Source organism: Nannocystis punicea (assembly GCF_026965555.1).
Lineage (GTDB): Bacteria > Myxococcota_A > Polyangia > Nannocystales > Nannocystaceae > Nannocystis > Nannocystis punicea.
Map to the genome: position 1 here is coordinate 1977378 of NZ_CP114040.1, position 12075 is coordinate 1989452.

Consider the following 12075-nt stretch of genomic DNA (forward strand, 5'->3'; position numbering starts at 1 on the left):
CCCCGGTGGCCAGGAGATGGGTGACACTCGCGTCCTTCGCGCGGCAATGCGGTTTGAATCCGAGCGTGCCCTGGCCGGAGACCTGCGTCATGAAACCGTGCCCATGAGTGGTCCTGCGGGCCACTCGCGCCACGAGCCAACACGCGGCTGCTCGTCCGCACGCAGCAGGCTCGAATCGACCGGGTCGCCGTCCGCCTCCACGGCCAGAGCACGCTGAGTCGGATCTGCCGGCGGCAGAATCGCGGTAGGCACGGCCCTTCGTCCTCGAGCTCGAGCTGTCCCCCGCACAGCTCCGGGCGAACGGAGCTACCGCCCTCGGCTCCTGCCTCGAGTTCGATCGTCGAAGCGATCCCAGGGATGAGGGAGACCGATTCGCGCTGGAGGAGCCATCACGTCACCACGCTCTCTCCGCCTCGCCGGTGGGCGGGAGGCTGTTGTGCGCACCCGCTGTGAATGCCTCTCAACTGTACTCAGGGGCGTCACGGCACGGCAGCGACACGTCGGCGAGGAAGTCGGTCCAGTCGAACCCGCGAGCGCGGCGGTAGTCCCAGGACGGCGCTCTCGCGCTCGGGACCCAAACATACGGGCCGAGGCCATCGGAGAGCGAGGCGATCGCGGATGAGCCGGCCTCCTCGTTCACATCGAGGTAGACGTAGAACTGGTACCCCTTGGCCGCGACCTCATCGAACCATCGCACCCACTCTCCCCCGGCCTCGTCGGACGTGAACACGCGCTCGATGTCGACGTGCGAGGCCGAGAACCGCTGATCGGTCCGGTCGCCATGGCTGACGACGAAGGTCGATCCGTCGCTTGGGCTCATGGTGTAATAGGCCAGCGGTCGCCGGATGCCGAGCGTGCCTCGCGGCGAGAGCTCGGACAGGAGCGGCTTGCCCGGGGAGAAGAGGAGCGGCGAGACGTTCGTCGCGGTATGCGTCAGCGAGAGCGGCAGGTCCCCGGTGAATCCGAGCAGGTTCATGAGAGTCGGGTCGCCTCCCCAGTCGACGGCGAAGGCCTCGGTCGCCGAGAGCCTGACCTTACGGTCGCGTGTGAGTACGGCGATCGGATTGTCCACCCCGGACAAGCTCATCGCCGAGACCATGCCGCCGAGGAGCGAGCGGCTGCTGGTCGGGTGGTAGAGATAGCGCGAACCGGTGACGGTCGTGGAGGGGGAACCCACGATCGTGACGTTGTAGTTCATGCCCTTGACAGAGCCGATCACCCATGCAGTTTTGATGGCCATCGAACCTCCTACAACCTCGGCTTGCGGCCGCCGCGGTCCTGCCGCTCGATCTCGGTACGCAGCGTGGCGGCGAACTCTTTCAGGCCGCCGGCGCCATAGATATGAGGATTGTTGATCACGATCTTCGCGCCTCCGGTTCCACCTGACGAGGCGTCGCCGCGGCGGAGCTGCTCGTGCGAGATGGGGACGTCTTGCGCCTCGAGCCCTTCATCGCCGCCACCGCCGCCGCCGGACCCCCCCGAGGACTGAGCCGTGTTGAGCGCGCTCTGACCCGACGAGCCGCCGCCACCGCCACCACCTGCGCCGCGCGACTCGGCGATGGCGCCCGCCGCGATGGCGCCGCCTGCGGCGGCCGCTGCGACGCCGATATGAAGGGCTGCAGCCGTGCCGTGCTGGGCCGCGGCCGCGTACCGGTACGAGGCCGCGGCCCCGATCGCCAGCGCTGCCTCACCGAGCGCCAGGATGGCGTGCTTCTTGGCGACGCCCTTGAGGAGCTCGCTGAGCATCGAGGCGATGGCGCCTTTCTCTCCCTGTGCCATCCGCTCGAGCGCGTCGGCCATGCCCTCGCCGAGCGCCGTCACGGCGCCCGAGACCACCTGCATGGTCTTCTTCCGCTTCTCCTGCTCCTTCTCCTCCACGTCCGCGGTCTTCTTCAGCCCGACGAGGCGCTTCTGGTGCTCGATCTGCTCGAGCCGGGTCTGGGCCTTCTCTCGCTGCTCGAACGTCTGCGCGTTCTGGATCTGCCAGCGCGCGAGGCGCTCCTCGGCGGCGATGCGCTGATCGATCAACGCTTCCCGCGCGAGAGCTGTCTCGGATTCGATCTCGACGTTGTAGAGGATGAAGTCGATCTGCTCGGACTCGGCGATGCCCCTCGCCTCGAGCGCTTCGAGCTCGCGGCCCATCACTTCGATCCGCTTTTCGCGCAGCGCGACCTCGCGTTCATAGACGTCTGCCTCGACCGAGACCTCCTCGGGGCCGACGTAGTCGCGAGAAACCGGCGATGCCGTGAGGTCCTCTGCTGGAGCCCTGCTGCGGCCGCGGCCGCGGCGCGAGGCAGCGGCCTCCTCCGCGGCCGCTGCCGCGGCGTCGCTGCTCTTCTGCCTGCCGTCATAGTCCCGCTTCCGGGCTTCGCGCTCGCGCCTGTCACGTTCGGCCAGACCGGCCAAGACGCCTTCTTTTTGGGCCTGCTCCTCGCGTATAATCCGGCTCACGCGCAGCTGCTCGTTCAAGATCGCTTGCGCCTCGGCGGTGAGCATCGTCTGCCGCGCCACGTCGGTGAGCCACGGCAGAGCGTCGGCATGCGCCTTCGTGTAGGCTCCGAGCTCGGCAGCGTAATCACGCATCCCCCCGAACCACTCGGTGAGCCGCTCTGCGCCTTCGGCGAGGCTATGGGCGATGTTCGCCATACCTCTCGCGATTGCCCCCTCGAGCAGGGTCTCGCCCAGTTCTACGGCAGACTGCTGCAGACGTTCGAAGCCCGCGCCGACTTCCGAATTGTGCTCGGCGGCCCACTTGAAGACGTCCACGGCCATGCCGGCCAGGTCTTTCGCCCCGCCCAAGACAGATTTGGCCTTTTCGCGGACCGCGTCTTCCCCGCGCTCTACATCGAGTAGGCTCTTGGCGGCGCGTTCGGCCGCTTTGCTGGACTCCTCGAAGCCGTCGCGCAACTTCCCGAGTTCGGGGCTCAGGTTGTTGGTGGCCTTGGCAGCGGCATCGACCGCCTTGCGGGCGTCGTTGGTCGCCTTTGCATTGGCGTCCGCCGCCTGGGCAGCGGCCTCCTGTGCGGCTTTCAGGCGTTTGGTGGCGTCGGCTGCTTCCTCGCTGCGAGCGCCGAATGCCTTGGTGACGGCGTTCGCTTCGACCTGCGCTCTCTCGAGCTTTCGGACCGCATCGTCCGTCGCCTCCGTGGCCTTGTTGAGGTGCTCGATCGCCGCGCGCGCGAGCTCGATCTCCCGGACGTATGCGAGGGGAAAATCGCCAGGGCCCGATTGATTCGGGAGATCCGCGTGAGGGTCATTGTTAAGCATAGCCGCCTTTCCGATCAAACGTCAGCCTGATCTGATGGAGATGTTCTGCGTGCCAGGAATCCTCGTAGGCTTCCATCAGTTGGATCGCTTCCAGGACCAGCTCGTCCAGGCAACGCTCGAGGAACGGGCTCGACACCCGACCGCCGCCCTCGGTCGGGCGGCGACGATATCGGAGCACTGAATCGATGAACGGCGTGCGATACCATGACCCGGGGCACCCTTCGTTCTCGACGTCTTCGGCCGGCTTGGCTTCCGCGCCGCGTTCGTCGATGTCCAGGCGGGGCGGAAGGCCCATCCATCGTGGGCGGACCTTCGCGCTGGTCCACTTCCGCTGATCGAACCAGGGTAACGCGCAATTGCGGGCCGCCTGCGCCGCGGGAATCAGCTTGTTCGAGCACGCCTTGCGGCACAGGTGCACGCATGGATGGAGCTCGTGCGACCCACCTTCGGCTGTGGGCACCGGGTCGTGGCGCCAACCCCACAGCCTCAGCGCTTTCCCTCGGCCTCGTCGAGCGGCCGGCTGTACTTCGAGCACGCGCCGGCGATGAAGACGATGTTGAGGAGCGCGCCGCCTTCGGCCGAGGAGATGCTCTCGAGCCATTCGTCGGAGAGCTCGCGCTCGTGCTCGGTCGCCTGCCACAGCGTCTGGGTCCCGCAGGTGATCGCCTCCACGCCGGCCTTCACCCACAAGATGAAGCGATGGCTCGCGTCCCGGGCGGCTTCGATGCGCATTCGCGTGTGGAAGCCGACCCGGCGCAGGTGGAAGATCGTCGGCTCGGCTCCCTCGCGGAAGTAGTCGAACGCGCGGACCGGCCCCCGGGGGGACTGGTCGAGCGCCTGCGGGTCGAAGCGCGTGTCGCCGTCGAGGTAGCGCGGCACCGGGTGCCGCGCCTCGACGCGCTCGCGCTCATCCTCGGCGAGCACGCACGAGCCCTCGGCGGTGGCACGCTCGTCGTCCGTGAGCGCCCGACCGAGCTCGGCGGACGCCCGGGCGACCGCCTCCGTCTTCAGCTTGGCGAGCGCCATCTCGGCGAGCTCTGCCCGCTCGGCGGTGATGCGCTCCTTGTCCCAGGCTCCGTCGTGCGGGAGCACATACTGGCCGGGAGCGTCGACGCGGTGGGTTGGTACTCGGAGGCCCTTCAGCATGGGTCAGTCCTTCAGGCGAGCGCGATGAGGAACGGGCTCTGCTCGATGTGCTCGTTGGAGCCGCCGGTGCAGTCGCTCGGGATCATCGCCGAGAATTCGACCGCGACCCCGTTGACGTCGCCGACATCCGCGCGCGTCGGCGTCGCCGCGATCTGGGCGCGAGCGATGTGGAGGCACCACGCCTTCCCACCAGCTTGGGGGCCGGGCCCCGGCTGATAGTAGTTGATGCGGAATTCGGCGTCGTCATTCAGCCCCGCGTACCACGCGGGGTCGAACGGGACGAGCGTGGTGTTGAACTTGGTCTCGGTCGCGTTGTACGAGTAGGTCGCAAGCCCCTCGAAGCGATCGGTCTTCTCGGTCGCGGTCTCGACCTTCGAGCGGGTGATGCCGGTCTCGAAGGCGACAGCGTTCGCCTCGACCTCGGCGATGTCGGTGACGCCATAGGCGCCGATCGAGCACTGCACGTCGATGCCCATGGCGAGCTGCGCGCTGGTCCCCTCGGCCGGCGGCATGGTGACCGCCGACAGGCCATCGTCGGCGGTGTGCGAGAAGTTCCCCGACATGCACGAGAGGGCGAGCTGCGGCAGCTGACCGCGGGCGAGGTTCTGAAGCGCCAGCGTGGCGACGGTGCCCTCCAGCTGCCACAGGAGATCGGTGCCGCTCTCGTCGTTGCGGAACAGCCAGTTGAACGTGCGGCCCGGGGCCCCGACGGCGTCCTTCAGGACCGAACGATCGACGTACGCGGTGATCGTCGCGTGGATGACGTCCGTCGGCGCCGGGGCGAACGGCAGGTCCTCCGACAGCGTGATCGTGTGGGTGACCCCGTTGACCGAGAGCACGCGGCGGAAGTGGAGCTTGTGCAGGTCCTCGTCGGACGGAGAGGTGGTGTCCTCGACGGCGATCATGCAGCCGGGGATGAACCCGACGGTGTCTCCCGCGGCGAGCGTCAGCGTGGCTGGATCGGCGGACGAGGCGACCGCGCGGGAGTAGGTCCGATGGGTGTTGCCGAGGCACCAGCCGAGGATGGTGCTCAAGTATGTCGCTGTGGCCTGTGTGCCGACCGTCGTCGTCTTACCGATGCCGTGCATCTTCAGCACCATCGACCACTCGACGTTGCGGATGCCCTTCCGCTTGGTCCGCTTGCCGATGGCGAGCGGGTTGGCCTCCGCGGTCGGGTCGACGATGAGCTCCTGCTTCGGCTGGCAATCGACCGAGATGAACTCGACCCGCGTACCCGAGGTCCCCCAATTGTCGGGAGCCTGGGGGGGCTGGCAAACGGTCGTCTCCGGGAAGAACATGAGGAACTTGGACTTGTTGTGACTGTGGGCCATATGCTGCGCTTTCTGTCAGGCGATGTTCTGTGACCAGTGGAGATCGAACAGATGCTCGACCATCGCGTTCGACCCTTCGTCAAGGTAGATCTGTCCGGCCCGCTGGTAGACCGCATAGGCGAAGCCAGCGACGGTCGGCTCGGCGAGCTGCATGAACATGCGGGTGAGGTCCACGCCGTCGTCCATGATCATGTGGTCGCGTACGTCCGGGGCCAGGTCCGCGTAGCTGGTGGCGATTCGCAGACGGCAGGTGTACGCGACACCATTTCCATACCAGAGCCGTGACTCGGAGCCCGATTCGAAGATGAGATCGAAGCTGCGTAGGGCAGTACCGAGCAGGTGGAGTGCGGTGCCCTGTTCTCGCGGGCCCGAGGTGAAGGTCCACGGTGAAAGTGGCTCGGCGCTGGGCGTGATCGCCTCGAGCGCGGTCTTGAATGCGAGCGAGAGTGCCGATGAGGTCGTCGGAGTCACGAGGTCACACACCCGGAAAGATGGAGGGCGTTCTCGTCCGCGCCGTGCTGGAGAACGCGCAGTTCGGAGGTTCCGCGGAGCGAGCCGGCCGCGCAGCGCTCCCCCCTGGGAATGACGCGGACGGCCAGGGCGCATTCGACAGAGTACATTCGGTGGTCGGACATCATCACATCCTCAACGCGCCCGGCATTGCGAGCGGCCGTATTCCCCGCGGAGATCCAGTCGGCGCCGCTTCACGCTCGGGAGATACTCTCGGGGGAATGAAGACAAATACGGAGAGAGTGTGCGCCGTCTCACGTGCTCGAGCGATGTTCCTGTGCCCAGTCGCAGGCGCAGGAGCACGCATGAGCGTAATCGGGCTCGTCGGGGTCGTAGCCCGAGAGGGTTGGGTCGACCACGATTTCGACCCCATTGCATTCGCCGCCGAGACCGAGAAGATCAATGACGTGGGGGCGCGAGTCGGTAGCGTATTTGGGCGCCGCCTCCCGCCCTCGATGGAGAGGGCGCAGCCGATCTCCTGGTACTCGGCGGCGGCGAGGTCTGCGACGGTCACCATAAACTCCTCAAGACCGGACGGCGACACCTCTACCGTCGGCTGCATTGCCCCGAACGAGCAGCCGTGGTGAAACAGGTCACGCGCCCGATCCAGGTCCCGAGGCTCGCCGGCGGGCGCTGGGCGAGAGTGACCTTCGGCGTCGTCTCGGATGCTCGCGCCGCGCGCGGAGCCTCCCGGAACACGAGTCCGTCGCGCTCACCGACGTGTAGTGCGCCGCAGGCCGGAGGTCGGGGACACCGCGGAGCGCAGCGCGGCGGGCTCGCCCGCCGGTGCCTTGTCTGTCCTCGCGGACAGGCAAGCAAGGCCGCGCACATGGTCTCGAGAATCGAGGGCTGTGCTGGTGTCGGCGCGAGGCTTGTGGCGAGGAAGCCAGGGTCCGGGAGATGAACGGTCATTCGAGCACGGCGCACCCGTGCGGGACGACCGCTGCAGCCGCCTCGGAGGGCTTTGAGCGCGCTGCGGCGGGTCCTTTGTAAGGTTCATGCCAGTGGGGCGGCGTCGATGCCGAAATATCGATCCTCGCGCTCAGGTGGTTGGCCCGGGTCGTGAAGGCATGGTTTGAGCGGCAGGGGTTGTACCTGTAGACTCTCCGTGTGCCCGCTTTCGACTTGAGATCTGCACGCACCCGTCGCCGCGCGGCGGTGCTCGCCCTGGGCGCGTGGCTGGGAGTCGCCCCGAGCATGGCCGGGTGCTACACGATGAGCGTCAACCCGCCGCGAGACGCCGAGTCCAAGCGCGCCCTGAGAGTGCTGAAGCGGCACCTGCGAGCGAGCTGGCCCGGCACCAAGTTCTATCTCAAGCAGCTCCGAGTATCTGCGCCCGGCTGGACCGTGTTCGCGGGCGAGCAACAGGACGTCCGCCATGGCAGCCTGCGGTACTGGGTCGTGCGGGCGGACGCGAGCGTGGTGACCGGGGAGCCGCTCGTGGAGCTGTCCCGGGCTTATCGCAGCCTCGAGGCCGTGCGACCCGATCCTTCGGCGAGCCCGGAGGACCTGTCGTGGATCGCGGTCGCGCTGCTGTCGCGTGACCAGCAGCTGCTCGATCAGCGCAGCTATCACGGGCTCAGCCAGCATCTCAACGAGCTGTACGACGGCGACGATGTCGCGCCCCCCAAGCTCGTGCGCCGGGGCGACGCGGCGACCTTGGTGTTCTGGGTCACCGTAGGCCACGGGCTGGGGGTGAGCCGCTACGAGCTGCAGATCTCCGCCGACTACGAGGTGACCGTGTCCGTGACCTCGCCGCAGCCGCACCCCGGCACGAGGTGAGCGGAGCGCAATGCCCGACATGGCGTCCCCAGCGGACAAGGCAGAGGGGGCTGGTCGTCGGGATCAGCCCTCTCTGTCCTTCCGGTCAGCTTCAGGCGCCTTCACGGTGGATGTCGGTTTGGTGCCAGGACGCGGGACCCGACATCGCCGGAGGTCGGGGGGCGGTCATTCTGGAGGCTGTGTGCGGCGTGCCGGCGAATTTCCGCATTCGGCAGCTTCCCATCGATGCGGCGCTCATGAATGCCGTCGGGGTTTTTCACCGTAGTCCGGCCGACTGCGCGATGTGTGATGAATCGCTCGATTGCGCCCGAAGGAGCTCGACGCTCATTCGCCGGGCGCGCGGCGGTCACGAGAACAGGCGCACGAACGTCATGAAGATGTCGTAGTCGCCGTTGTCGGTCGGGTCGTGGACCACGCCCGGAAAGGTACTTGCGTTGATGCCGGTGTTGGTGGTCGACAGGGTGGCGCCGACGCCGACGAGCGAGTCGAAGCGGCGGTCGACCGCGAGCACCGACTCGTCGAGCCCGTCGCCGCCGTTGTACGAGCCCCACACGAAGCTGCCGTCGTTCTCGAAGGTGGCGAACATCCCGTCCCAGGCCGAGCCGTCGTGGGCGTTGTCGAAGCCGTTCGAGAACAGCCCGGTCGACGAGGTGGCGCCCGACGCGTGGACGGTGCCGTCGGCGACGACGCCCTCGAATTGCTCGAGGCCGGCGCCGCCGAAGTAGCGCCCCCACAGGATGTCGCCGTCGACATCGAATTGAGTCAGGAAGGCGTCGGTGGAGCCGCTCTTGCTCGTCGTCGAGTTGACCGCGATGTCGCTGGACGAGCCGGTGAGGCCGACGAGGTACACGAGGTCGTCGGGGCCCGCCACGTCGACCGCGACCCCGCGCGCCTCTTCGACGCCGGTGCCGCCGTAATAGGTGGCCCACTCGAGCATGCCCAGCGAGCTGTAGCGGACGAGGAAGGCGTCTCGCCCGCCGTCGTAGGTGTCGAAGTGGAGCCCGCCCGTCTCGTTGTTGGCCGATTCGGAGTGCCCGGCGACGTAGACGGCGTCGTCCGAGCCGACGGCGCAGTCGAGCGCCTTCGTCTCGCCGCCCACGCCGCCGTAATAGGTGCCCCACAGCAGCGTCCCGTCGCTGCCGTCGAACTTGGCGACGAAGGCGTCGACGTCGCCGTCGAGATCACCGTCCCACGGCATGATGCCGGGCATGCCGGCGAACATGTCCTCGGAGGTCGTGGTGCCGACGATGTAGACGTTGCCCTCCGAGTCGAGGCAGGCGCCGAAGGCCTCCTCGATGCCGTCACCGCCGAAGTAGGTGCCCCACAGGCGCCCGCCGTTGGCGCGGAACTTGACCAGCATCGCGTCGCTGTCGCCGTCGAGGGCGACCTGATGGGTCCCGGCGGTGGCGATGAGGTCGTTCACCGTGTTCGCCGAGCGCGTCGCGCCGCCGGCGTAGAACGTGCCCTCGACCTCGTCGAACAGGACGTCGTGGAACACGTCGTCGCCGCTGCCGCCGTAGTAGTTGCCCCAGATCTGCTGGCCGATCGCGTCAAACTTGGTGATGAACGCGTCGTGGCCGCCGTTGTAGTCGCCGTCGTGCTCGGCGTCGGCCGCGATCCCGGCCTCGGAGGTGGTCTGGCCGACGCACATGACGTTGAAGTCGTCGTCGATGACGACCCCGCGGGCGGCGTCGATCCCCGAACCACCGTCGAAGGTGCCCCACATCCGCGTCGGGTCGGCGTGCGCGTCGGGCACGAATGCGGCGAGCGCGGCCACGATCGTGCTCGTCGCGGCGAGGTGGCGGAAAAAGCCAGGACCATGATTGTCGATTCTCGAGCGCATTTGTCGTTGTCCCTTGTGTCCGTAATCGATGGGCGACTCGCAGCATTCGGGCCGGGCCCGAGCGAGACCGCCGGCGCCGCCTCAGCAAGGGCCACGCCCGGCAAAAGTCGTGGGATGTCGCCGCGAGGGGCCCCTGCGGAGGGTCGGACCCCATGGGACGACCCCATGGGGTCGGCCATGGGTCAGGGCGGCCTTCGAGCCTCGCGGCGCGCCGCGGCGTCGTCTGTTCGAACCCGCGAGGCGCGGGTCGGCGAGGCGCGCTGTTGCGCGCGCAGGCGCGACCGCGAGTGTGCGAAGCTGAGGGCGGTGGCTGCCCACGAACCTTCGGCGGCTCGCTCCGCGAGCGAACTCGACGTGCTCCGTCGTGGTCACCTCGGCAAGGTGGCGGCGCTGGCGGGGGTGCTGGTCGTGGTCCTCGGCGCGACGTGGTGGTCGGCCTGGAGGCGGGGCATCGGCCGCGCCGAGGCGGATGACCGCGTGCTGGTGGTGAACGCGTCCGGGACCCGCTACCGGCCCTCGCTCGCGGGCTGGGGCTTCGAGGCGCAGGAGGGCCGGATGCCGGAGCTGCTCGAGGAGCTCCAGCGGACGCTGCCCGGCGCCGCGGAGACCGGAGCCGCGGCCGCGTTGAAGCTGGCCGACTGGGCCGGGTTCGCGTACGTGGCCTTCGAGGAGCCGGCCGTGGTCGACTTCTCCGGCGTCGACATCGCGGGCGGGCTGCCGACCTTCGCGCCTCATCACCGCTTCGCCGTCGTGAGCGCCGGCGACCGCGCGTCTCCCCACGTGCTCACGGTCAACCCGCCACCGTCGCCCGCGCGGCAGGGACCCGAGCTCGACCTGCTCGCCGCGCTGTTCGCCCAGGAGGCCCTGGCCGAGCTGACGCGCGCGGACGTGGCGGCCTCGAAGGAAGTGGTGGAGCTGCGCGACCGCGTGCAGGCCGGGATCCTCGCGCTCGAGGCGATCCCCGCCGCCGAGGTCGCGATCGAGGGGATCGAGACCCGGGCCCGCGCCACGCTGAACGACCGCGAGCAGCTTGAGCCGCGGCCGGACCTGCTCGGGACGGTGCACGAGAGCGCGATCCCGACGCCGCTCGCCGATGGCGGCTTGCTCCTCCTCGTCCGCGCCGTGCGCTTCAGCGACAGCTTCAGCGGGCGCCTCGACATCGACCCGATCGCCCGCTGGCTGTACGTCCCGCCGGGCGCCGATCCGCGGACCGGGCGCGTGCAGTGCACGTCGCTCGCCGGCGGCACGTTCGACGACTCGATCGGCAGGGCCGAGGTGGTGGCGTCGCCGGAGGGGGACGCGCTCCTGATCGCCGCAGGCGGCCGCGCGCAGCTGTTTCGCCTCGCGGGCGAGGGCTGTCGGTTCGACCTCCTCGGCGAGATCTCCGTCCCGCTGGCGCCGGCCGAAATGGGGCGACCCCACCGCTCCGGGGCGGTGGCCCGCGCGGACCGGACCTCCGGCGAGGGGACCGTGTACCTGGTGAAGCCGAACGACGAGGCGCCGCACGAGCTGGTGCGCGCGCGGTCGATCTTCACCGTGCCGACGTGGCTCGCGGACGACGCGCTGGCGGCGATCGAGTCGCCGGGAAAGGCTGGCCTTCGGGACAGCTTGATCCTGCTCGCCACGGCGCACCCGGACCGGGCGCTGCGCGTCGACGCGGCCAGGTTCGACGGGTCGTCGGGGATCACCCAGATCGCGGCGGCGCCGCCGGGCCCGTCGGGGCCGCGCCTGCTGGTCACGACCACGGGCGACCAGGGGCAGCGGCTGTTCCGCGTCGACCTGCCGGCGCCGGTGCCCGCGCTGGTGGCCGCCGCGGCCGCGCGCGTGAACATGAAGGGCCAGCCGGCTGCCGTGCGCGACGGGACGCAGTCGCTGGTGGTGACGCTCACCGACACCGCGGGCTGGACGTTCGCGCCGCTGACTCCCAACGTCGACGTGACGAGCCCGGCGGTCGCGCCCGACGGCCGCTTCGTCGCGTTCGCCAGCGATTCACGCTTCACGGGGCGCCACGAGATCGTGGTGGTGCCGCTCGCGGGCGGGCCGATGCGGACGCTGACGCACAACGACCTGGACGATCACGGCCCGCGGTTCTCCGCCGACGGCCGCTCGCTCGTGTTCACGACGACCTTCCCGATCGATCGGACCCGCTGGACGCTCACGGCGGCCCGCTCGCTGCCCACGCCGCAGTGACTCGCG

The 12075-nt window shown here is 68.9% G+C and carries 10 protein-coding genes; 3 read left to right on the forward strand and 7 right to left on the reverse strand.

Annotation, left to right across the window (positions count from 1 at the left end; genetic code table 11):
* Positions 1-460 precede the first annotated feature (460 nt).
* From O0S08_RS07715 to O0S08_RS07740, 6 genes are all read right to left on the reverse strand, one after another.
* Entirely contained in the window at positions 461-1240 is a 780-nt protein-coding gene (locus O0S08_RS07715; protein ID WP_269038378.1) for a hypothetical protein, read from the reverse strand.
* Positions 1241-1248: 8 nt separating this feature from the next.
* Positions 1249-3267, reverse strand: a complete 2019-nt coding sequence (locus O0S08_RS07720) for a coiled-coil domain-containing protein (RefSeq protein WP_269038379.1) — start codon at positions 3265-3267, stop codon at positions 1249-1251.
* On the reverse strand, positions 3260-3685 hold the full coding sequence (locus O0S08_RS07725) for a hypothetical protein (RefSeq protein ID WP_269038380.1): 426 nt from the start codon (positions 3683-3685) through the stop codon (positions 3260-3262). The genes O0S08_RS07720 and O0S08_RS07725 overlap by 8 nt, the downstream gene beginning before the upstream one ends.
* 68 nt (positions 3686-3753) lie before the next feature.
* Positions 3754-4413 (reverse strand): hypothetical protein, encoded by a 660-nt coding sequence (locus O0S08_RS07730; protein WP_269038381.1) that lies wholly within the window; start codon positions 4411-4413, stop codon positions 3754-3756.
* 11 nt (positions 4414-4424) lie between these two features.
* The gene (locus O0S08_RS07735) at positions 4425-5744 is read right to left on the reverse strand and encodes a hypothetical protein (protein ID WP_269038382.1); all 1320 of its coding nucleotides are present in this window, start codon (positions 5742-5744) and stop codon (positions 4425-4427) included.
* Between the two features lie 15 nt (positions 5745-5759).
* Entirely contained in the window at positions 5760-6215 is a 456-nt protein-coding gene (locus tag O0S08_RS07740) for a hypothetical protein (RefSeq protein WP_269038383.1), read from the reverse strand.
* A 344-nt stretch (positions 6216-6559) separates the two neighbouring features.
* Between O0S08_RS07740 and O0S08_RS07745 the strand changes: the two genes are divergently transcribed.
* Both O0S08_RS07745 and O0S08_RS07750 read left to right on the forward strand, forming a co-directional pair.
* A complete protein-coding gene (locus O0S08_RS07745; protein ID WP_269038384.1) occupies positions 6560-6841 on the forward strand; it encodes a hypothetical protein in 282 nt (93 codons plus the stop codon).
* Between the two features lie 523 nt (positions 6842-7364).
* Positions 7365-8036 (forward strand): hypothetical protein, encoded by a 672-nt coding sequence (locus tag O0S08_RS07750; protein WP_269038385.1) that lies wholly within the window; start codon positions 7365-7367, stop codon positions 8034-8036.
* 346 nt (positions 8037-8382) lie between these two features.
* Here O0S08_RS07750 and O0S08_RS07755 read toward each other — a convergent pair whose 3' ends face one another.
* A complete protein-coding gene (locus O0S08_RS07755) occupies positions 8383-9879 on the reverse strand; it encodes an NHL repeat-containing protein (RefSeq protein WP_269038386.1) in 1497 nt (498 codons plus the stop codon).
* Positions 9880-10233: 354 nt separating this feature from the next.
* On the opposite strand from O0S08_RS07755, the gene O0S08_RS07760 reads away from it, so the two are divergent.
* Entirely contained in the window at positions 10234-12069 is a 1836-nt protein-coding gene (locus O0S08_RS07760) for a TolB family protein (protein ID WP_269038387.1), read from the forward strand.
* The last annotated feature ends 6 nt before the right edge of the window (positions 12070-12075 follow it).

Excerpts from the sequence above, each read along its gene's own strand:
- O0S08_RS07715 (WP_269038378.1), bottom strand. The coding sequence starts at position 1,240 with ATGGCCATCAAAACTGCATGGGTGATCGGCTCTGTCAAGGGCATGAAC.
- O0S08_RS07720 (WP_269038379.1), bottom strand. The coding sequence starts at position 3,267 with ATGCTTAACAATGACCCTCACGCGGATCTCCCGAATCAATCGGGCCCT.
- O0S08_RS07730 (WP_269038381.1), bottom strand. The coding sequence starts at position 4,413 with ATGCTGAAGGGCCTCCGAGTACCAACCCACCGCGTCGACGCTCCCGGC.
- O0S08_RS07735 (WP_269038382.1), bottom strand. The coding sequence starts at position 5,744 with ATGGCCCACAGTCACAACAAGTCCAAGTTCCTCATGTTCTTCCCGGAG.
- O0S08_RS07745 (WP_269038384.1), top strand. The coding sequence starts at position 6,560 with ATGAGCGTAATCGGGCTCGTCGGGGTCGTAGCCCGAGAGGGTTGGGTC.
- O0S08_RS07755 (WP_269038386.1), bottom strand. The coding sequence starts at position 9,879 with ATGCGCTCGAGAATCGACAATCATGGTCCTGGCTTTTTCCGCCACCTC.